Source organism: Sciscionella sediminilitoris (assembly GCF_000737195.2).
GTDB lineage: Bacteria > Actinomycetota > Actinomycetes > Mycobacteriales > Pseudonocardiaceae > Sciscionella > Sciscionella sediminilitoris.
The window spans coordinates 22,309-43,138 of record NZ_JALM01000074.1 but is presented as its reverse complement, the minus strand read 5'-3'; the positions used below and the strand labels follow the sequence as shown (position 1 = coordinate 43,138).

The window sequence follows — 20,830 nt, the reverse complement described above, 5'->3', positions numbered from 1 at the left end:
ATCGACGTCGCGGACATCAGCCCGCATCTCGCCACCACGGACAGTCTACCGAACGGGGGCGGCGTGTCCCTGCCGAGTGAGCGAGGCGGTCGCGGCCTGCCGGTCGTCGTAGGCCGAGCGGGCCGCGAGTACCCGGGACACGTTGGCCTGGGACCAGTCGGCGATCGCAGCGGTGAGGATGCCCGCCTCGACACCGAGCTCGGTCAGCGCGTACTCCACGCGCGGCGGGATGGTGGCGTAGACGGTGCGGCTGACCAGGCCATCGCGTTCGAGGTTGCGCAGCGCCTGGGTGAGCGATTTCTGCGTCACGCCCTCGACGCGGCGGCGCAGTTCGGTGAATCGCAGCGGGCGGTCGTGGCGCCGGAGCAGGCCGAGGATGTAGAGCGACCACTTGTTCGCCAGCACATCCACCACGGTGCGCGAGGGGCAGTCCTTCGCGTACCGGTAATCGGGATCGGTATCCATCAGGTACCTATATATCCGAAAGGTGCCTTCTTCACAACCGAAACCGGTGCGGGCATGATCGATCTCATGCAGCGTTGGAAGAACCGCCCGGAGGGCTCGAACTGGGGAGAATTCGGCGCGGACGACGAGATCGGCCGCCTCAACCTGATCACCGCGCAGCGCCGCCGTGCCGCGGCAGCCGAGGTCCGCGAGGGAATCGCGTTTCCGCTGAGCCTGCCGCTGGACTTCCCGAAGGGGGAGTACGCCCACGGTCCGCGCAAGCCACCGGAACTGGCCAGCACCGCTCTGGGGCACAACAACCATTTCCTGCCCGCGGTCCCGGATGTGGTCAGCGACGACCTGGCCACCATCCACCTGCAGTACTCCACGCAGTGGGATTCCTTCGCGCACGCCGGTTCCATGTTCGACCTGGACGGAACCGGTGAGCCGGTCGTCGCCTACTACAACGGTCACCGGGGCGGGGAGCACGTCATCGGGGACCCGTCCGGTTCGGTGCGCCCGCACGCCGATGCGCTCGGGATCGAGACCATCGCCGCGACCGGGATGCAGGGCCGCGGCGTGCTGCTGGATCTGGAGCGGGTGTACGGCAGGGAACGGGTCGCGGTCGGCTACGAACAGCTGACCGAGATCATGGAAGCCCAGCACGTCACCGTGGAACCAGGGGACATCCTGTGCCTGTACACCGGTCTGGCGGAGGTCGTCCTCGAACTCGGCGCGGAGCTCACCCAGGAGCGGCTGGACACCAGCTGCGCGGTGCTCGACAGCCGGGACGAGCGCCTGCTGCGGTGGATCACCGACAGCGGAATCTCGGCGATCGCGGCGGACAACCACGCCGTCGAAGCCTTCAGCATGGCGCCGCCTCCCGGTGCGGAACACGCCCTTCCGCTGCACGCGCACTGCCTGTTCAAACTCGGCATTCCGCTCGGCGAGCTGTGGTACCTCACCGAACTCGGCGCGTGGCTGCGGGAACGGGAACGGTCCCGGTTCCTGCTCACCGCGCCACCGCTGAACCTGCCCGGTGCGGTCGGCTCACCGGTGACCCCGGTCGCCACCGTGTAGCGCGGCGGGGCTCAGCCGCGGACCAGGCGGCCGAACACACGGGTGGCGAACCGCAGCGATTCCAGCGGAATGCGCTCGTCCACCCCGTGGAACATGCGCGAATAGGGCAGTTCCGGGGGAACCCGCAGGGCCTTGAAACCGAAGCCCTTGATGCCGATCGTGGCCATCGCCTTGTTGTCGGTGCCGCCCGCATTGCAGTACGGCGCCGGGTGCCCTTCCGGGTCCTCCTGCTGGATCGCCGCGCACATGGCGTCCACCAGATCACCGGTGAACTCGGTCTCCATGGCCACATCGCGGTGGATGAACTCCCGGCGCACCGAGGGCAGCAGCAGCGAGTCGATGGTGTCCAGCAGTTCCTGTTCGCCCCCGGGCAGGAAGCGTCCGTCCACTGCGGCGCTGGCGGTTCCGGGGATCACGTTCGTCTGGTATCCGCCCTCGATCATGGTGGGATTGGCGGAGTTCCGCAGGATCACCTCCACCAGCGGGGCCACCTGTGGCATCCGCTCCAGGCTCGCGGGCACATCGTCCGCGTCGAACTCCACGCCGAGCAGTTCCGCGGCCTTCTCCAGCAGCACCCGGACCGGTTCGATCAGCCGGACCGGGAACCGGTGCCTGCCGATGCGGGCCAGGGATTCCGCGAGATCGGTGACCGCGTTCTCGTCGTTCGGCGAGGAACCGTGGCCCGCGCGGCCGGTGGCGATCAGCCGCAGCCAGGCCTGCCCCCGCTGGGCGCATTCGATGGGGTACAGCCGCTTGCCCTCGCCGAGTTCGAAGGAGACCCCACCGCCCTCGGTGATCGCCTCGGTCACCCCGTCGAACAGGTCCGGGCGGTTGCGCACCAGCCAGTGCGACCCCAAGCGCCCGCCGCCCTCCTCATCGGCGAGGTAGCCGAACACGATGTCCCGCGCGGGTTTCTCCCCGGTGCGGGCCAGTTCCCTCGCGGTGGCGAGGGTGACCGCGTCGAAGTCCTTCATGTCGATCGCGCCGCGCCCCCACAGGCAGTCCTCGCGGATCTCCCCGGAGAACGGGTGCACCGTCCATTCGGCCGGGTCGGCGGGAACGACATCGAGGTGCCCGTGCAGCAGCAGCGCGCCACGGCCCGGATCCCTGCCCTCGATGCGGCCGAACACGCTGGCCCGGCCCGGTTCGCTTTCCACGATCTCCGGTTCGATGCCCGCATCGGCGAGCTTTTCCGCGACGTATTCGGCGGTGGCGCGCTCATCGCTCGTCGGGTTGGAGCTGTCGATCCGCAGCAGATCCCGGCACAGGTCCACGACCTCGGATTCGGCGTCAGTCAACGTGTTCCTCCATTTCGGACGTTCCCCACGGGCGCACCAGACCGGTCAGCGAGGCGAGAACGTACAGCACGAACGCGGTCACCAGCGAGTTGAGCACCGGGATACCCCAGTCCACGAAGAACCCGACGCAGAAGCTGGCCGCCCAGATCACCAGGACCACGGGCACCCAGGTCGGCACCACCCGCGGCATGGTCTCGCTCGCCCTCGTCTCGTCCAGCGCCCCGCGCATCCGGCGCCCCACCCAGTATTCGGCGACGATGATCCCGCCGACCGGTGGGATCGCCACACCCAGGATGGACAGGAACGACTTGAAGTGGTCCAGGAATCCCAGCGCGGACAGCACCGTGCCGAGCACCCCGATCACCAGGGTGACGCTCGCCCGGTGCATGCGCTTACCGAACACCGTGTACACGAAGTTCACCACGCCGAGCGAGGCACCGTAGAGGTTCCAGTCGTTGATCTTCGCCGTGGACAGGATGACCACGATCAGGCCGACGATGCCGGAGGTGGACAGCACGATGTGGGACACATCGCTGGTGCCCACCAGGTGACCGAGCAGCACACCGGTCATGCCGACCAGGTACTCGCTGACGATCATCGTGCACGAGCTCTGCAGCAGCACGTGCCAGCCCTTGGAGTTGTACCGGGTCATGTCCGGGGCCACGATGGCGCCCGCCATGAACCCGCCCGCGACGATCGTGGCCGCCGCCGGGATGGACAGCAGCGGCCCACTCGGCTGTTTCGCGATCAGTTCCCCGATGTCGTGCTGGGAAAGCGTGCTGATCACACTCCAGGCGACCAGGGCGAAGAACAGCGGAACCGCGATCTTCGCCAGCCACATCATGTATTTGAAGCCGTAGATCACCAGGACGGTGAGCACCACACCGGAAAGCGCGCACCACAGCCACACGGGACCGCCCACCAGCTCGACCATGCTGTTGCCGAAGATCCCGTTCTGCACGCCGAACCAGCCGATCATGCTGACCGCGATCATCAGCGAGACCAGAGCGGATCCGTTGCGCCCGAAACCGGCGAACCGGGTCAGGATGGTCATGGTGAGTCCCTCGCGCTGACCGGCGAGGCCGATGAAGAAGATCACCACCTCGAGGGTCACCGCGCCGAGGGTGAACGCGAGGAATGCCTGCCAGAATCCCATTCCCACGCCGAGGGTGGCGCCGAGCACGAACTGGGAGAGCGATCCGGACTGGCCGAGCCACTGCAACAGCATCGAGCCGAAGCCGTACCGGGCCGAGCGGGGCACGCGGCGCAGCGAGTGGTCGTCGTTGCCGAGCCGTTTGGTCTGGGTGGCCATCTATGCCGTCGCTTCGCTGGGTTGCGGCTCGCCCATGGTCTGCAGGCGGCGCATGGATCCGTACCGGGCCAGCAGCGTGGCGAACTCCTGCTCGTCGTGGAAATTCAGTGTGCCCGCACCGAATTCCCGCGCGACCTCCACCGCATACCGTGCCGCGGCGGCGATATCGGTCTCGTGGCTCGCTCCGGTGGCGCAACCGGCCACCGTGGCCGCGGACACGATCGCCAGCCCGGCGACCGGTGCCTCGGTGGCCGTCGCGGGCTGCAGGATGGAGTTGATGTGGTGCACCCCGTTGCCGTACGGGGTGATGTCCTGCATGGTCACCGGATAGGTCACGCTCGGCTCCCCGGTCACCGTCTCGAGCAGGCCGTTCAGCCGCTCGGAGACGCGCAGCACCCAGCCCTGCTTGACGGTGGGGGAGAGTGCGAGCCCCTTGTGGTTGATGATCCGGTTGCCCTTGGTGGTGTCGATGGAGAGCACCGCCTCCATCTCGGCGGAGACCTCGTGCTCGTTCATGGTGGCCATGTCCACCGGAGAGTTCATGAACGGCACCGGATCGTGCGCCAGGGTCGGCGCGTCCGGGCAGACGTGCGTGCTGATCAGCACATCGCCGGTGAGCACGTCACCGCGGGCCCGCATGGCGAGCAGTTTGGCTGCCGCGGAGAAGGCAGCGGCGGCACCGTCCCCATCGGAGACGAAACCGGTCACCTCGGGCCGGGCGCCGACCCCGCCGAGGCGCCCGATCACGCCGAGCGTGGGCGCCTCCCCGCCGGCGGCGCGGCCCGCGGTGCCCGGGATCCGTACCTGGACGAAATCGGTGTGCCCCTGCCCGCCGTGCACCCGTTCGGTGTGCGTCAGACCACTCTCACCGGCGATACCGTCCAGATAGGACACCATGGCGGCACCGTCGACCCGTGGATCGTCCAGCCGATCCAGCACGTCGAGGACGAACTTGAGCATGCGGTAATACCTCGAAACTTCTGACCGTGACAGTACTTTCGCGCAGGCTTGTGGCCCTCTCCGCGATCCCCGCACCACGGTGCACCGATGGGGGCGAACCGGACAAGAATGTCCCACTATATGCAAAATGGGGGCATGCTCGATTTTCGAACCGACCCGAGCACCCCCGCGGGGCTTCCGCAGACCGTGGACCGGGCGCTGCGCATCCTGCTCGCCTTCGACCGGGAGAGCCCGGAATGGGGCGTCACCGAGATCTCCCGCGCGTTCGGCCTGCACACCTCGACCGCACAGCGCCTGCTGGCCGCGCTCACCCACCGCGGATTCCTGGTGCGCGACGACTCCAGCCGCCGCTACCGGATCGGCCCGGCCGCGCTGTATCTCGGGCGGGTCTGGGACCAGGTCGGGGCGCTCGGCCTGCTCGCCCAGCCGGTGCTGGACGAGCTGGCCGCGTTCACCGGGCAGAACATCCTGTTCGCGCTCCCGGACAGCGCGCACATGCGCACCGTGCTCGTCGCGGAGGGGGAGCACGGACGGCTGCGGGACTATCCGATGGTGAACGAGCTCTATCCGGCGCACGCGGGTGCCACCAGCAAGGCCTATTACGCGTTCCTTCCCTTCGCGCAGCGCAAAAGGCTGTTCACCGACCGCCCGCTTGCCCGGTTCACCGCGAACACCGCCACCGATCTCGGTCAGCTGGAGCGCCAGTTCGCCGAGGTGCGCGCGCGGGGCTGGGCCTACACCGAGGGCGAGTACGACGAGGGGGTCGCCACCCTCGCCGTTCCAGTTTTCCTGCGCGAGGAACCGTATGCCAGCCTCAGCGTCGGCTGGCCGAAGGAGCGCCTCGGTGAGCACCCGAGCGACTGGGTGGACGCGCTGCGCTCGGCCAGTGAGCGGATCAGCCTGCGGCTGACCCATCGCGGCCGCTGAGGGGTCGGTCCCGGATGTCGAAAGTGGACTCGACCCCGGCCAGGAAGGACAGATCCGTCCCGTCCCGGTGTTCCTCCGGTTCGGTTCCGCGCCGGAACAGCCGGGCCGCGCCGCCGTGCAGGGTGATCGACTCGCCGTTCACCCGCAGCCAGGTGCCCTCGCGCAGGCCGAGCACCGGAACGTCGTTCTCCTCGTGGAATTCCGCGAGGCGCTGCTCGCGCGTCTCGCCCATGTGCGTGGAGCCGCCGACCGGATCCAGGTAGTGCGGGTTGATCTGGAATCCGATCAGGCCAAGGGTTTCGAACCCGTCCGGTGTCACGATCGGCATATCGTTGGTGGTGCGCAGGCTCGGGCAGGCCATGTTCGTTCCTGCGCTCGCCCCGCCGTAGGGCGCCCCACCGCGTACCGCGGAACGGATCGCGTCGAGCAGCCCGAGCCGCTGCATCGTGCGCAGCAGCCGGAACGAGTTGCCACCGCCGATGAACACCGCCTCCGCGGCGCGCAGTTCGGCGGCCGGATCCGCGCTCCGGTGCACCGGGCGCACCTCGACACCCGCCGCCGCGAACCCCTCGCGCACCAGTTCGGTGTACCGGTCGTGATCGGCGAGCGCGTACGGCACGAAGGAAACGGTGCGTCCACCGTAGTGCTCCGCGAGCGCCTCGCGGGCGTGCGAGAACCGCCCGGCACCGTGGTTCGTGGAGTTGGACAACAGCAGCAATCGCATGTGGAATACCCTCCCGTTCGCTCGGACGAAGACTACGACCGGACCGTCGCCGGGATCGAAGGCAGGGGTGCGCCATGACCGAACAGGGAACCGCCGCCTATGCGGGAATCGAGGGCCTGCCGCCGCTAGTCGGATCCGCGCTCGGGCGGGCGAGGGAGGCCGGATTCGCGTACTGCTGCCTCCCGGGCCAAGGCGAGTTGCTGCGCCTGCTCGCCGGCGGGATCGGACCGGGAAACATCGGAGAGACCGGAACCGGATACGGCGTGGGGCTCGCCTGGCTGGCCGGCGGAGCGCATCCCGGTGCGCGGCTGACCGGTGTCGAACGCGAGCCCGTGCGCGCGGCCGCGGCCCGGGAAGTGTTCCAGGGCACCGATATTTCGGTGCGCACCGGTGACTGGCGCCTGCTGCGCGCGTCCGGCCCGTTCGATCTGCTGGTGCTCGACGGCGGCGGTCAGGGCAAAGGAGAGGAACCGCCGCTCGATCCGGCGGACTGGATGAACCCGGGCGGTGTGCTGGTGATCGACGACTTCACGCCGTTGACGAGCTGGCCGCCCAGTCATGCGGGACGGCCCGATACCGCCCGGCTGTATTGGCTCGAGCATCCGCGACTGTGCGCCACCCAGATTCCGGTCGCCCGGGACAGCGCCACGATTCTGGCGACCTACACCGGATGACGGCGGCACCCGTTCAGCGAAGCGTTCCGTGCAGGATCATGCCGAGCGAATCGAGCAACCGCTGTTCCAGATCGAAGGGTGCGGGGTCGGTGGCGATCCACGTGCTGAGCGTGGCGAGGTAGGCGCTGGCCAGCACCAGCCCGGCCTGTTCGGTGTCCGCTCCGGAACGGAGCTCGCCCGCCTGCGCGGCGGGGGTCATGAGTTGGCTGAACTGGTGTGCGAGCTCGGAATCCGCGAACACGTTGGTGGAGTGGATCGCCGCACCCATGCAGGCGACGGTCTCCTGCCGGGAATCGGCGCTGACCCGGGCCAGTTCGGCCAGGTACCGGGCCAGGATCTCGGGCAGTGGCCTGCCGTCGAGCCGTTCCTCGTGCACCGCGGTCAGTGCGCGGTCCCGCCGCCTGCGGCTCCACTCCTCGAGGAACGCGGACTTGCGCTGGAAGTGGTTGAACACGGTGGCGCGCGCGGTATCGGCCCGTTCGGCGATCTCGTCCATGGTGGCGTTGTCGAAACCCCGCTCGACGAACAGTTCGATCGCCGCACGGTAGATGCGGTCGCTGCGCTCCTCGCGGTGCCGCGACCGTCTGGTGCTGCCGGGTTCGGTGGCGCCTGCGGTCATGCTCCCAGTCAACCAGCCGGGGGCACCGGGGCTTGACGGGGACCTCGCGGTGACCTAGCTTCGAATTGGACTTGAATCCAAATTCGGACCATGATCCAAGGAGGCGTCGTGCGTCTGGTCACCTATGTGTCCTCGTTCTCCCCGCGGCCGCGGATCGGTGTGCTGCACGGTGCGGTGGTGGTGGATCCGGCGCGCACCCTGCGGGCCGTGCGGCGGGACGCCGATGCGGCTGCGGTGCCCACCGAGATGATCGCCTTCTTCGAGGGCGGCGCCGAGGCGCGCGGTCTCGCCCAGCGTGCGGTGGACACCGTGGCCGCGGCGCTCGAACGCGGCACCGAGCTCACCGCGGACGGGGTGTCGGCGATGCCGTCCCGGGACCGGGTTCGGCTGCTCGCCCCGGTGCCCCGGCCGCGCCGGATCCGGGACTATCTCACCTACAACGACCACGCCACCGGTTCCGGACTCGCGGTGCCGCCCGCCTTCTCGGCGATGCCGATCTGCTACAAGGCCAACGTCGAAACGGTGATCGGCCCGGAGGAACCGCTGCTGTGGCCGTCCTACACCACGCAGCTGGATTTCGAGCTGGAGCTCGGCTTCTTCACCTCCGGTGGTGGCCGCGACCTGACCCCGGAACAGGCCGCGGACAAGATCGCCGGGGTGACGATCTTCAACGACGTCAGCGCGCGGGACATCCAGTTCTTCGAGATGAGCCTGGGAATCGGCCCGTCGAAGGGAAAGGACTTCTGCACCGCGATGGGGCCGTGCGTGCTGACCATGGACGAGGTCGACGAGTGGTCGGTGCGGATGTCGGCGAGGGTCAACGGTGCCGAGTGGGCCTCCGGCAGCACCGCGGACCGGCAGTTCTCCTTCGCCGAGGTGCTGGCCTGGGCCTCGCTGGACGAACCGGTGTATCCGGGCGAGTTCCTGGCGCTGGGTACCGTCGGCGGTGGCTGCGGACTGGAACTGGACCGCTGGATCCGCCCCGGGGATGTGGTGGAACTGGAGGCGTCCGGGATCGGGGTACTGCGGAATCCGGTCGGCGAACCCGAAAAGGCTCCCGAAGGGGCCGGGGTGGCCGCGTACCCGGGTGCGCCGGAGGTGCGTCCCGGTGCGCACTGAGACGACGGCCACCCTGGTCGCCGCGGCGCCGCCGGACTCGGTGTTCGCCGTGGTGGACGGCAATGCGCCGATCACCTATGGCGAGCAGCACGCCCGGTTGCTGGCCACCGCCGCCGGGCTGGCCGCGCACGGTGTCCGGCAGGGCGACCGGGTGCACGTGAGCCTGCCCAACGGCCAGGAATTCCTGGACATCTGGTTCGCCACCGCGCACCTCGGTGCGGTGCTGGTGCCCACGAATCCGCGCTCGACGGCGGCGGAATTCGCGCACGTGCTCGCCGATGCGCGGCCCCGGATCTCCATCGCGGCCGCGGACACCGCGCTGGACGCCCCGACACTGTCACCGGAGGAGCTCGCGCTGCCGGGCGCGGACGTTCCCGCGGTACGGGTCGAACCCGCGGATCCGGCCGCGATCCTCTACACCTCGGGCACCACCAGTCTGCCCAAGGGTGTCGTGGTCACCCACGCCAACTACCGCGCGGTCGGGCGTGCGGTTGCCGAACACCTCACGATCACCGCGGCGGATCGCTGGTTCATCGCGCTGCCGCTGTTCCATGCCAACGCCCAGTACTACTGCACGATGTCCGCACTGGTGCGCGGTGCCTCGGTGGCCCTGGCGCCCCGGTTCTCCGCGTCCGGCTGGGGCGCCCAGGCCGCGCGGCTCGGGGCGACACTCGCCAGCCTGTTCGCCGCGCCGATCCGGATGATCCTGGCCAATCCGCCGACCGGGGAGGAGTCCGCGCTGCGCACGGTGCTGTTCGCGCAGAACCTCGCCGAGGACCAGGCCGCCGCGTTCGAACGGCGGTTCGCGACCAGGCTGGTGCAGATCTACGGGATGACCGAGACCGTGCTGCCCACGATGAACCCGGACGGCGCCGACCGGCGGTGGCACAGCATCGGCCGCCCGCTGCCCGGTGTTTCCCTCGTGCTGGCGGGGGAGGACGGCGCACCCGTTGCGGACGGGCAACCCGGCGAGATCCGGGTGCGCGGGGTGCCCGGCGAGACCATCGCGGCCGGGTACTGGCGCGATCCCGCGGCCACCAAGGCCACGTTCGGCGATGGCCTGCTGCGCACCGGGGACCTCGCCTACCGGGACGCGGACGGGTTCCTGTACTTCGTGGACCGTGCGAAGGACATGATCAAACGCGGCGGGGAGAACGTCGCCACCGGGGAGATCGAACGGGTCGCCGGGGACCACCCCGCGGTGGCCGAATGTGCCGCGGTCGGAATCCCGGATCCGGTGTACGACGAGGCGATCCTGCTCGCCGTGGTGCTCGAACCGGGAGCCGAGCCCGGCGCCCGGGACATCCTCGCCTGGTGCCGGGAACGGCTCGCCGCCCACAAGGTGCCCGCACAGGTGCGGTTCCTGTCCAGCCTGCCGCGCACCAGCGTCGGCAAGATCCGCAAGGCCGAACTACGCCGAACAGAGGAGTCGCCATGACCCGGGAAATCCCGTACACCAAGGGACTGCACCGGCTTTCCGAACACTGCTGGGCCTGGCTGGTGCCGGACGGTTCCTGGGGCTGGAGCAATGCCGGACTGGTCACCGGTGAACGCGAATCCCTGCTCGTGGACACGCTGTTCGATCTGCCGCTGACCAGGGAGATGCTGGACGGGCTCGCGGAGATCACCGCGGAGCATCCACTGTCCACTGTGGTCAACACGCACGCCAATGGGGATCACTGGTTCGGCAACGAACTGGTCTCCGGAGCGGAGATCATCACCTCCGCGGCGACCGCGGCGGAGATGCCGGACAACGGCCCGGAGCTGATGCGCGGGGTGCTCGGCCAGGAGGGCCCGATCGGCCGGTTCGGCAGGCACATCATGGGGCAGTTCGACTTCGACTCGGTCACCCCGACCTACGCCACGAGGACCTTCACCGAGCAGCTGCGGCTGGATATCGGTGGCACCACGGTGGAACTGCACTGTCTCGGGCCCGCGCACACCGAGGGCGACAGTGTGGTGCTGGTGCCCGGGGAGGGGGTGCTGTACGCGGGGGATCTGCTGTTCATCGGCGGCACCCCGATCAGCTGGGCCGGACCGGTCACCAACTGGATCGCGGCCTGCGATCGGATGCTCGCCATGGACGCGGACCGCATCGTGCCCGGGCACGGACCGGTGACCGACGAGAACGGGGTGCGGGAGGTTCGCGACTACCTCGAGTGGGTGCACGCCGAGGCAGTCGAACGGCACCGGAAGGGAATGTCCGCCGAGGACGCGATGCGGGACATCTCGCTCGGCCGGTTCGCCGAACTCAACGAACGCGGCAGGCTCGCGCAGAACATTCTCGCCGTCTACTACGAACTCGATCCCGGAATGGAGCGGGTGGACACCCGCGAGGTGTTCCGCCGGATCGCCGAACTGGAGGGATTCTCCTGATCGGCGGCCGGCGCGCTCAGCGGTGCGGGGTCAGCACGACGACGGGGATGGGCCGTTCGGTGCGGCGCTGGTAAGCCGAATAGCGGTCCCGGTTGACGGCGTCGCACTTGGCGAGCAGGGCCGGATAGCGGTCGTCGTCCCGGGACACGATCTCCGCGCGCGCGGGCTTGCGCCTGCGGCCGATCTGGATCTCGCATTCGGGTTCGGCCCGCAGGTTGTGCAGCCAGGCCGGGGCTTTGCGGGCGCCGCCGTTGGAGGCGACGACGAGATAGGCATCGCCCTCGCGCGCGTAGACCAGTGCGGAGGTCCGCGCCTTGCCGGAGCGGCGGCCGAGCGTGCGCAGGAGCAGGGTCGGCATGCCGAGCAGCCGGTGCCCCAGGGCGCCGCCGGTCTTCTCGTAGATCCGCTGATGGGTGCGCAGGACCGCGAGGTAGAGGTCGGCCATTCGCTCTCCCGGTGCCGGGGTCCGGGCGAGACCCCGCCCGGTACGGCGAATGTATCCAATGTCTACATCGCGGTCAATGGGCGGGTCACCCGGTCTGGCCGCTTCCCGGGCTTGGGCTGCCGTCGGCGGTGTACGAGCGGGCACCGGTACCGGCGAGCGCGCCGCCGTCGACGATCAGGTACACCTCACGGATGGCGTGCCCGCTGAGGAAGTCCTCGAGGATCTCGCGGGTGCCCGCCGCATAGCGCGCCTGCGCCGAGAGGGTGGTCCCGGAGACGTGCGGTGTCATCGCCTCGTGCGGCATGGTCCGCCAGGGATGGTTCGCGGCCGGTGGTTGCGGGTACCAGACATCGCCGGCGTACCCGGCCAGCTGCCCGGATTCCAGGGCCTCGACGACCGCATCGCGCACCACGATCTCGGCGCGCGCGGTGTTGACGATGTAGGAACCCCGGCGCATCGAGGCGATCAGTTCGGCGTCGAAGAGGTGCTGGGTCTGCGGATGCAGCGGGGCGTGAACGGAGACCACGTCGACCGAACCGGCGAGTGAGCGGGCATCCGGGTGGTAGGTCAGCCCGAGCTGTTGCTCCAGCTCGGCGGGCAGCCGATGGGTGTCGAAGTAGTGCAGGCGCACCCCGAACGGGGCAAGGCGGCGCAGCACGGCCTGGCCGATGCGGCCCGCGGCGATCACTCCGACATCCATCCCCTCGAGGTCATAGGCCCGCTCGACAGAGTCGGCGATGTTCCAGCCGCCGGTGGCCGCCCAGTGGTGCGACGGCAGGAAATTGCGCACGAGCGCGAGGATCTGCAGCACCGCGTGCTCGGCGACGCTGATGCTGTTGCTGTAGGTCACCTCGGCGACGGTGATTCCCGCTTTCCCTGCGGCGTCCAGGTCCACGTGATCGGAGCCGATCCCCGCGGTCAGCGCCAGCTTGAGCTTGCGCGCTTTGGCGATCCGTTCGGCGGAGAGGTAGGCGGGCCAGAACGGCTGGGAGATGACCACATCGGCATCCGGCAGTTCCCGCTCGAACACCGAATCGGGGCCGTCCTTGTCGGAGGTGACGATCAGCTCGTGGCCCTGGGCTTCGAGGAATCCGCGCAGTCCCAGTTCTCCGGAGACCGAGCCGAGCAGCTGACCGGGCGTGAAGTCGAGGCCCGCGGGGGAGGGCTGGGTCTGACCGTCCGGATAGTCGCCGAGTGCCGGGATCGAATCGCGGGCGTAGACCGGCGGGTACCCGGTCACCGGATCCGGATAGAGGACACACAGAACCTTGGCCACGATGACTCCTCGCTACGAGCGGTGTGGAACGGCCGGAACCCGCGAAACCCTTGCGGTGCGGCTACTTTCAGTCTCGTGCGAGAGCGCGGAGCTGTCCAAGACGCGGTTTCGAACAGCCGATAGGCGGCACCGATCGAGGCTCAGCCGGGCGGGCGGTGCAGCGCCTCGGCGATGCCGGTGGTCCGCGCGGTCGTGGCGAAGGCGCGGGTCAGTACCGATTCCGGCTCGGCCGCACTGGTGACCAGTCCGATGAGCGCGGAAACGGGCGGATCGTCCAGCCGGAACAGTGCCGCACCCGGTGGCGGGCGCAGCGAGTGCAGCCAGCTGCCCGGGAGAATGCTCGCCCACCGTCCGGTGCCGACATGGGTGAGCAGGGCGACCACGGAGTCCGTCTCGATCTGCGGGGTCACCGCGAGGCCCCGTGCGGCGAGCGCGTCGTCGATCAGCTGGCGACCGCGCATTCCCTTGTGCAGCAGGCAAAGCGGCAACTCCACGGCATCCGGCCAGTCCATCGCCTCCGGTCGTCCGGTCAGCAGCCCGCCGCCGGCGAGCAGGACGTGCTGCTCCTCGTAGAGCGCGGTGACCGTGAGACCGGTGGTGTCCTGGCCGCTGGCGTAGATGACCCCGGCGTCCAGTTCGAACCGGCGCACCCGGTCCACGATCTCTGCCGAGCGCAGGCTCGTCTCGAGGCGCACGCGCACCAGGGGATGTTCGGCGCAGAACGGGTCGGTGAGCAGCGCGACCGTGCCGGAAGCCGCCGGGATCACCCCGAGCCGCAGCTCGCCGGACAGGCCGGTCTGCAGTGCCGTGACCTCCTGCTTGAGCGCATCGTGGTCGGCGAGGATGCGCCGCGCCCACAGCACCAGCCGCTCGCCCTCGGGGGTGAGGCCCTCGAAGTTGTGCCCGCGCCGGACGAGCGGGACCTTCAGTTCCTGTTCCAGTTTGCGCACCGCCTCGGACAACGCGGGCTGGGACACGTAGCAGGCCTGCGCGGCGCGGGCGAAATGGCGCTCCCTGGCCAGGGCGACGAAGTATTCGAGTTGGCGGAACAGCATGAGCCGCGGTGGTCAGCCGGGATTCACCGGATCGATGAGCATGTCCGGACTATAGCGGCCGGGAACGCCGATCCCCGGCCGTGACCCCGGGGGTGTGCCAGGCCGAGGGCAGCAGCGCGGACCGGATTTTCCGGCGCCGGCCGCCCTTGGCCGCGCTGACGGTGTCCCTGCGCAGTGCGGCGAGATCCGGCAGATGTACCGGAGCCAGCTCGATCCCGGTCGCGGTGCGCAGCAGGTGATCGGCGAGCGCGGGATTGCGCGCGAGAACCGGCCCATGCAGGTAGGTGGCGAAGATCCGGCCGCGCACCGCCCCCTCGGTCCCGTCGCCGTTCCCGGTGCCGCTGGTGACCCGCGCCAGCGGCCGGGTCTCCGGTCCGCGCTCGGTGATCCCGGCGTGGTTCTCGAAACCGGTCAGCACGGGATCGGCGAGCCCGAGGGCGGGATCCGCGCAGCCGGTCACCTCGCCGATCGAGCGGTGGCGCCCGGGCCGGGTGGTCAGGTCGAGCAGGCCGAGCCCCTCCTGGTGCGCGCCCGAGGCGTCCACGGTCGTGCCGCCGAGGATCTGCAGTCCCGCGCAGACGGCGAACACGGTGCTGCCCTGACCGGCGACCGCGGGAAACGCGCTCGCCCGCAGCAGCCTGGTCGCCTCGGCCTGTGCCACATCCTCGCCGCCACCGAGCAGGTAGATATCGCAGCCGAGGGGGACCGGTGAGTCGCTCGGCACCTCGAGGATCTCGGCGGCGAGACCGCGCCAGTGCAGCCGCGCGGCGAGCACGGTGGCGTTGCCGCGGTCCCCGTAGGTGCCGAGCAGATCCGGTAACAGCATGGCGATGCGCACCGCCGATTCGGTGCTCACCGGAATCCCTCCTCGGTGCGCCTGCGCAGCTCGGCGAATCCGGAGTAATCGCTGACCAGGTACACCGGCCCGGGGTCGAGCTCGGTGAGCGCGGCGAGCGGGTCGGGTTCGGTGCCGTGCGCGATACCGGCGTAGCTCAGCCGCACCCCGAGGTCCGCGGCCCTGGCCCCGGCGGCCAGCACCGTGTGCCCGGCCAGCCGTTCGAAGGGCACGTCGTAGAGCCAGGAGGTGTCCCGGCCGTCCGCCTCGTTGGCATTGATGGAGATGATCACCGGGGCCGGATTCGCGGCCAGGATCTCCAGGGTGGCCGCCCAGCCTGCGGGGTTCTTCGCCAGGATCATCCGCGCTGTGTGCCGTTCGGTCCGGATCGTCCGGTAGCGGCCCGCGATGTCGTGCACCCGGTTCGCCGCCGCGGCCGCGCGCTCGACCGGAGCGCCGAGCAGCTGGGCCGCGGCGACCGCCAGCGCCGCGTTCTGTTCGTTGACCCGGCCGGGAAGCACCGGCCGCAGCGGCACCGGCTGCCCGCCGGTGGTCCGCAGGATCGCACCGGAATCCTCCACGGTGAGCCGCCACTCGGGTTCCGGGCGCCGGGACCGGCAGCGCGCACAGGCCCAGTGCAGGGAGCCCCGCCTGGCCAGCCGATGCCCGCAGGCGGGACAGTTTCCCGCGTCCCCGTCCCAGCCGGAACCCACCGAAACCCAGACCACGTGCGGGAAAGCGGCCGCGATGGACGCGACATAGGGGTCGTCGCAGTTCGCCACGATCGTCAGGGCGGGGAAGGACTCCGCGAGGGCACGCAGCCGCCGTGCGGTGTCCCGCAGTTCTCCCGCCCGGTCGAGCTGGTCGCGGCTGAGGTTGCCGAGCACCACCGCGACCGGGTGCACCCGTTGCACGGCAATGGGCAGGTACAGCTCGTCGATCTCGATGACCACGGTCGGCGCCGGATCGGTGGCCAGCACCCAGGTGAGCCCGTCGAGCATGTTGGCCCCGGTGTCGTTGCTGGCCACCGGGCCTTCGACGCGCAGGGCGGCGGTCAGCATCGCGGTGGTGGTGGTCTTGCCGTTGGTCCCGGAAACCAGCACGACGCGCCGCCCGCAGGCGAGCTCGGCAAGGCAGCCGGGATGCAGCAGCAGGGCGATCCGGCCACCGATCACGTGCCCGCCGAACCCGGCGATCCGGGAGAGCCAGGCGACGAGCCGCCCGGCACCGACCGCGAACCGGGTCCGGAACGAGCGCCGTATGCCCGGTTTGCCGGTCTCGGTCTGGTGGGCGCGCTCGAGGGTTGCGGTCATGGCCCCATCGTGGCGGCAGGCAGGTTAGCGGTCGGCAAATCCGGGGTGAGTGTTCGGTTCGGAGGTGGCACCACGAAGCAATAAGGTGAACACTGGCGGGCTGGAGCTGGTGAGTCCGAGCCGCCCGCCCTCGGCCTCGGCGAGGCTACGGGCCAGGGCGAGTCCGATCCCGTGTCCCCGGCCGGAGCGGCGGGTGAACAGGGCGGTTTCCGCGGTGCTGATCCCGGCTCCCTCATCGGCCACATCGATCGCGACCGCCTCACCCGCGTCCCGCACGCGCACGGTGACCGCGCCCTGCCCGTGCTCGACCGCGTTGTCCAGCAGCACCGTGAGCACCTGGCGCAGGGCCGCGGTCGAGGCGAGTGGCACCGGAACGGCGGGATCCTGCTGGACGTGCAACGCGCGGCCGCGCTCGGTCAACTGCCCGCCCCAGCCCGAGCGCACCTCGGCGAGCAGCGCGTCCAGGTCCACCTGCGCGGCGTGCGGGCGGGCGTCCCTGGCGAGGGCGAGCAGGTCGTCGATCGTGCGCTCCAGCCGGTCGGTGTCCTCGATCGCGGCGCGCAATGTGGCACCGGGATCCGCGGGCGGGGTGTCCAGGGCGGCCTCCAGCCGCAGCCGCAGCCCGGCCAGTGGAGTACGCAGCTGGTGCGAGGCATCCGAGGAGAAGGCCCGCTCCCTGGCCACCAGATCACCGAGCCGGGAAGCCGTGCTGTTCAGCGAGCCACCGACCGAGTCGATCTCGGCGACCCCGGAGTGTTCCGCGCGGACGCTGAAATCGCCGTGGCCGAGCCGCGCGGCGGTGGTGGAAAGCTCCTCGAGCGGCCGGGCCAGCCGCGCGGCCTGGCGGCGGGCCACCACGTAGACGACCCCGATCGCGACCACGGCGAGCCCGGTCATCACCAGCCAGGTCAGCCCGGCGCGCTGGTACACCTCGCCGCTCGGGGTGGCCGCGCGCACCACGGCGACCACGCGTCCGCGGTCCAGCACCGGCACCGCGACCACGAAGTCCCCGCCCACCACGTCGGACTGGGTCTCCCCGCCGCCCGCCCCGGTGACCACCGGATCCGGATCGTGCGGGCCGGGACCGAACAGCCAGCGCCCGCCGGTGCCGTACACCGCGACGGTGGTTCCCGGATCGGTTCGCGGCAGCCGGGGGACCGGATGCCCGGGCACCGGCTGCGCCGAGACCACCAGCGCCGCGACGTCCGCGGCCCGTTCGAGTTCGGTCTTCTCGTCCCCGGTGTAGTAACGGATCAGACCGACCGCGAGCGGTATACCGAACAGGCCGATCGCCAGCAGCGCGGAGAGCACGGTCAGCCCGATGATGCGGTTACGCACCCGGATCGCCTTCCGCCGCACCGGATGGCGGTTCGAGGCGGTAGCCGTGCCCGCGCAGTGTGCTGATCTGCGGCGCCGCCCCCGCTTCGGCGAGTTTGCGGCGCACCGCGGCGATGTGCACATCCAGGGTCTTGGTCGAGCCGAACCAGTGCTCGTCCCACACATCCGCGAGCAGGGTTCCCCTGCTCACCGCAACTCCCGGTTCCGCGGCCAGCCTGGCGAGCAGGTCGAACTCCTTGACCCGCAGCTCGACCTCGCGATCGCCGAGCCAGACCCGGCGAGCCGCGGTGTCCACCCGCAGCCGCCCGACCACGAGCATCTGCTGGGACTCGGTGCGCGAGACGCCGCGGCGCAGATGGGCGCGCACCCTGGCGAGCAGTTCCCCGAGCCGAACCGGTTTGGTCAGGTAATCGTCCGCGCCCGCCTCCAGGCCGACGACCACGTCCATCTCGTCCTGCCGCGCGGTCAGGATCACCAGCACGCACCAGGGCAGCCGTGCCCGCAACCGGCGGCACACCTCGACCCCGTCCAGGCCGGGCAGGCCGAGGTCGAGCAGCACCAGCTCGAAGTCCTGCTCGCCCGCGGCCCGCAGCGCGTCTTCTCCCGTCAGGGACCAGCTCACCTCGTGGCCGTGCGCGCGCAGGCTCGAGCGCAACACCTCACCGATGGTGTCGTCGTCCTCCACGATCAGCAAACTCGCCACGGCCAGCAGGGTACTCAGCCATGCCACGGTGAATGTGAAGTGCGGCAACGGGGCCGGTGCACCGGTGTCCGGGGGTTCGCGGACCCGCCCGGTCAGACCGGATCGCGCGCACCGAACCCGGGTACCACCGAACCGATGAGGGGCCCGCACGTGAAATACGCCGAGACCGCAGCGGGGCGGTTGCTCACATCCGGGCCGTTCCGGGATCCGGGCGAGCGCATCGCCATCCGCAAGGCGTCCCCGTTGCACCGGGGAGTTTCAGCATCCGGGAACAATTGTTCCGCGAGCCGTTTCCCAGCATGGTGTGCCGAACGAAATCGTGCCATTGACGCGGGAGCAGAAAATGTCCTTGACCGAAGTTATCGATGCGACCAAAGAAGCCGTGACGCGGGATGCCGGTGCCGCGGCCGCCCATTTCAGCGTGACGCACGAACTGCGCGCCGGAACCCGGACCGCCGTCGACGTGCGTGCCCGCGGCCATGCCTTCGGAGTGGACGAACCCGCCACGCTCGGCGGCACCGACAGTGCGGCGAACCCGGTGGAGTACGCCCTCGCCGCACTCGGTTCCTGCCAGGTCATCACCTACCAGTTCTGGGCGGCCAAACTCGGAATTCCGATCGATTCCATCACGGTGACCGTGGACGGTGATATCGACCTGCACGGTTTTTTCGGATTCACCGATTCCACCCGTCCCGGATTCTCCGATATTCAGGTACGCGTCGAACTGGAGGGGCCCGCCGAACCGGAGCGGTACGAGGAATTGCGCCGTCAGGTCGACGAACACTGCCCGGTGCTGGACCTCACCAGGAACCCGACCCCGGTGACCACGAAACTGGCCTGAGCGTTCAGTCCTGTTCGTCGACCGGATCGGGCAGGGTCCATCGGTCGCCGCGGCGCGGGTGGATGTAGCCGTAGTAGTACACGTAACCGATCGCGAAGATACCGAGCGCGATGGCGACCGGAACCCAGTCGGTCAACAGGTTCTCGTACACCACGACGACCATCGCGGCGAGCAGCAGCAGTGGCGGGACCGGCCACAGTGGCATCCGATAGGGCGCCTTCGTGGTCCGTCCACGCACCCGCCCGGTGAACGCGCCGAGGCCGACCAGGATGTAGGTGACCACGAGGCTCGCCCCGGAGCCAAGCAGCAGCACGGGAAACGGCACGAACCAGTACACGAGTGCGGCGATCACGGTGACGGTGATCGTCGCGGTGAGTGGCGTGCGCAGTCGTGGGTGGATCCGGGACAGTGGCGTGCCGACCCGGTCGGGCAGGGAGCGATCGCGTGCCGCGGAGTAGAGCAGCCTGCCGATCTGCAGCATGATCGCGATGACCGCGTTGATCACGGCGAGCGCGATGCCGAGGCTGACCGCGATGTTGAGCGCGCTGCCGCCCCTGGCGAGCAGGAAGTAGTTCATCGGGGCATCGGCGGAGATCAGGTCCTTGGTGTCCGGCGCACCGAGCAGCACCGCGATCAGCGGGATGAGTTCCGCGGCGACGGTGATGGCCAGCGACCACAGGATCGTCTTGCCGATGGTCTTGCTCGCCTGCTTGGTCTCCTCGGCGTAGTAGACGGCGGTTCCGTAGCCGTTGTAGGCGAAGATGGCGGTCGCGGTGAAGGACACGACCACCCCGGCCGCGGCCGCGGTCAGGGTGCCGTTGGGTGCGGCCGTCTGCGCGGTCCAGAGCGTGGCGATCGGCTGGTGCGCGTTGGCGAATCCCAGCACCGCGAGCACCGCGAGGGCGAGTAGTTCGAGCACGAGGAAGGTACCGGTCACGATCGCGTTGGTGCGGATGCCGAGCACCGCGATCGCCCCGGTGACCAGGATGACGACCACACCGATCCATCGTCCGCTCAGCGCGGGCCATGCGGCGCCGAGATAGTCACCGGTACCCGCGGAGATCACCCCGATGATCAGGATTCCGGTCACGAAGGTGAGCACATAGAGCGCGAAACCGGTGGACTTGCCGACCGTGCGCGCCACGAAGGCGTACTCCCCGCCGGTGATCGGGAACGCGCTGGAGAGCTCGGCATAGCAGAACGCGACCAGGATGCCGACGACCGCGGCGATGAGGAACACGACGGCCGCGGCTCCGCCGACCCCCTTGATCACCGAGGGAACGATGATGAACACGCTGGAGGCGGGGGTCACCGAGGACAGAGTGATCAGCATGTTCTCTTTGAAGGTCAGCGAGCGGGCGAGGTCCTGCCGGTAGGCCCCGGTCCCGGTGACGCTGGTGGATTGCTCGGCCATCACGACACCTCCGTGGTGTGTGCGGGGAGTTTATTGACACAAGAGTCAAAACCTCAGAAGCACATCGTGTCAATACT

The 20,830-nt window shown here is 69.7% G+C and carries 21 protein-coding genes; 7 read left to right on the top strand and 14 right to left on the bottom strand.

The features are described 5' to 3' along the window. Positions 1-45 precede the first annotated feature (45 nt). A complete protein-coding gene (locus AD72_RS25725) occupies positions 46-465 on the bottom strand; it encodes a winged helix-turn-helix transcriptional regulator (protein WP_051899021.1) in 420 nt (139 codons plus the stop codon). 66 nt (positions 466-531) lie between these two features. Here AD72_RS25725 and AD72_RS25720 point away from each other — a divergent pair, with 66 nt between their 5' ends. Beyond that, the gene (locus tag AD72_RS25720) at positions 532-1,524 is read left to right on the top strand and encodes a cyclase family protein (RefSeq protein ID WP_037347356.1); all 993 of its coding nucleotides are present in this window, start codon (positions 532-534) and stop codon (positions 1,522-1,524) included. An 11-nt stretch (positions 1,525-1,535) separates the two neighbouring features. Here the strand turns inward: AD72_RS25720 and AD72_RS25715 are convergent, their stop codons facing one another. From AD72_RS25715 to AD72_RS25705, 3 genes are read right to left on the bottom strand one after another with little or no spacing between them, the layout of a single operon-like run. Continuing rightward, positions 1,536-2,822, bottom strand: coding sequence for a M20/M25/M40 family metallo-hydrolase (locus AD72_RS25715; protein WP_031469161.1), 1,287 nt, complete (start codon positions 2,820-2,822; stop codon positions 1,536-1,538). Next, the gene (locus tag AD72_RS25710) at positions 2,815-4,134 is read right to left on the bottom strand and encodes a purine-cytosine permease family protein (RefSeq protein ID WP_031469160.1); all 1,320 of its coding nucleotides are present in this window, start codon (positions 4,132-4,134) and stop codon (positions 2,815-2,817) included. The genes AD72_RS25715 and AD72_RS25710 overlap by 8 nt, the downstream gene beginning before the upstream one ends. Further along, on the bottom strand, positions 4,135-5,094 hold the full coding sequence (locus AD72_RS25705; protein ID WP_031469159.1) for a DUF1177 domain-containing protein: 960 nt from the start codon (positions 5,092-5,094) through the stop codon (positions 4,135-4,137). 135 nt (positions 5,095-5,229) lie between these two features. Here AD72_RS25705 and AD72_RS25700 point away from each other — a divergent pair, with 135 nt between their 5' ends. Next, positions 5,230-6,021 (top strand): IclR family transcriptional regulator, encoded by a 792-nt coding sequence (locus AD72_RS25700; protein ID WP_031469158.1) that lies wholly within the window; start codon positions 5,230-5,232, stop codon positions 6,019-6,021. Here AD72_RS25700 and pepE read toward each other — a convergent pair. Beyond that, positions 5,990-6,745, bottom strand: a complete 756-nt coding sequence (gene pepE / locus AD72_RS25695) for a dipeptidase PepE (protein WP_051899020.1) — start codon at positions 6,743-6,745, stop codon at positions 5,990-5,992. The genes AD72_RS25700 and pepE overlap by 32 nt on opposite strands. Before the next feature lie 74 nt (positions 6,746-6,819). Between pepE and AD72_RS25690 the strand changes: the two genes are divergently transcribed. Further along, on the top strand, positions 6,820-7,419 hold the full coding sequence (locus AD72_RS25690; RefSeq protein ID WP_031469156.1) for an O-methyltransferase: 600 nt from the start codon (positions 6,820-6,822) through the stop codon (positions 7,417-7,419). Positions 7,420-7,432: 13 nt separating this feature from the next. Here the strand turns inward: AD72_RS25690 and AD72_RS25685 are convergent, their stop codons facing one another. Continuing rightward, on the bottom strand, positions 7,433-8,038 hold the full coding sequence (locus tag AD72_RS25685) for a TetR/AcrR family transcriptional regulator (protein ID WP_031469155.1): 606 nt from the start codon (positions 8,036-8,038) through the stop codon (positions 7,433-7,435). 108 nt (positions 8,039-8,146) lie between these two features. Here AD72_RS25685 and AD72_RS25680 point away from each other — a divergent pair, with 108 nt between their 5' ends. The 3 genes from AD72_RS25680 to AD72_RS25670 are packed head-to-tail and all read left to right on the top strand — an operon-like array spanning position 8,147 to position 11,533. Then, positions 8,147-9,157 (top strand): fumarylacetoacetate hydrolase family protein, encoded by a 1,011-nt coding sequence (locus tag AD72_RS25680; RefSeq protein WP_031469154.1) that lies wholly within the window; start codon positions 8,147-8,149, stop codon positions 9,155-9,157. Then, on the top strand, positions 9,147-10,595 hold the full coding sequence (locus AD72_RS25675) for a class I adenylate-forming enzyme family protein (RefSeq protein ID WP_051899019.1): 1,449 nt from the start codon (positions 9,147-9,149) through the stop codon (positions 10,593-10,595). The genes AD72_RS25680 and AD72_RS25675 overlap by 11 nt, the downstream gene beginning before the upstream one ends. Beyond that, positions 10,592-11,533, top strand: a complete 942-nt coding sequence (locus AD72_RS25670; RefSeq protein ID WP_031469152.1) for an MBL fold metallo-hydrolase — start codon at positions 10,592-10,594, stop codon at positions 11,531-11,533. The genes AD72_RS25675 and AD72_RS25670 overlap by 4 nt, the downstream gene beginning before the upstream one ends. Before the next feature lie 16 nt (positions 11,534-11,549). Here AD72_RS25670 and AD72_RS25665 read toward each other — a convergent pair whose 3' ends face one another. From AD72_RS25665 to AD72_RS25635, 7 genes are all read right to left on the bottom strand, one after another. Then, positions 11,550-11,978, bottom strand: coding sequence for a nitroreductase family deazaflavin-dependent oxidoreductase (locus AD72_RS25665; protein ID WP_031469151.1), 429 nt, complete (start codon positions 11,976-11,978; stop codon positions 11,550-11,552). 85 nt (positions 11,979-12,063) lie between these two features. Beyond that, the gene (locus tag AD72_RS25660; protein WP_031469150.1) at positions 12,064-13,254 is read right to left on the bottom strand and encodes an NAD-dependent formate dehydrogenase; all 1,191 of its coding nucleotides are present in this window, start codon (positions 13,252-13,254) and stop codon (positions 12,064-12,066) included. A 140-nt stretch (positions 13,255-13,394) separates the two neighbouring features. Further along, positions 13,395-14,309, bottom strand: coding sequence for a LysR family transcriptional regulator (locus AD72_RS25655; RefSeq protein WP_031469149.1), 915 nt, complete (start codon positions 14,307-14,309; stop codon positions 13,395-13,397). 49 nt (positions 14,310-14,358) lie between these two features. Then, entirely contained in the window at positions 14,359-15,165 is an 807-nt protein-coding gene (locus tag AD72_RS25650) for a type 1 glutamine amidotransferase (protein WP_051899018.1), read from the bottom strand. Further along, entirely contained in the window at positions 15,162-16,457 is a 1,296-nt protein-coding gene (locus tag AD72_RS25645; RefSeq protein WP_082469167.1) for a DUF1727 domain-containing protein, read from the bottom strand. The genes AD72_RS25650 and AD72_RS25645 overlap by 4 nt, the downstream gene beginning before the upstream one ends. 24 nt (positions 16,458-16,481) lie before the next feature. Further along, entirely contained in the window at positions 16,482-17,795 is a 1,314-nt protein-coding gene (locus AD72_RS25640; protein ID WP_031469146.1) for a sensor histidine kinase, read from the bottom strand. Beyond that, the gene (locus tag AD72_RS25635; RefSeq protein WP_031469145.1) at positions 17,788-18,498 is read right to left on the bottom strand and encodes a response regulator transcription factor; all 711 of its coding nucleotides are present in this window, start codon (positions 18,496-18,498) and stop codon (positions 17,788-17,790) included. Before AD72_RS25635 ends, AD72_RS25640 begins: the two co-directional genes overlap by 8 nt. 343 nt (positions 18,499-18,841) lie before the next feature. On the opposite strand from AD72_RS25635, the gene AD72_RS25630 reads away from it, so the two are divergent. Continuing rightward, entirely contained in the window at positions 18,842-19,339 is a 498-nt protein-coding gene (locus AD72_RS25630) for an OsmC family protein (protein ID WP_031469144.1), read from the top strand. Positions 19,340-19,343: 4 nt separating this feature from the next. Here the strand turns inward: AD72_RS25630 and AD72_RS25625 are convergent, their stop codons facing one another. Then, positions 19,344-20,753 (bottom strand): APC family permease, encoded by a 1,410-nt coding sequence (locus tag AD72_RS25625; protein WP_031469143.1) that lies wholly within the window; start codon positions 20,751-20,753, stop codon positions 19,344-19,346. Between the last annotated feature and the right edge of the window lie 77 nt (positions 20,754-20,830).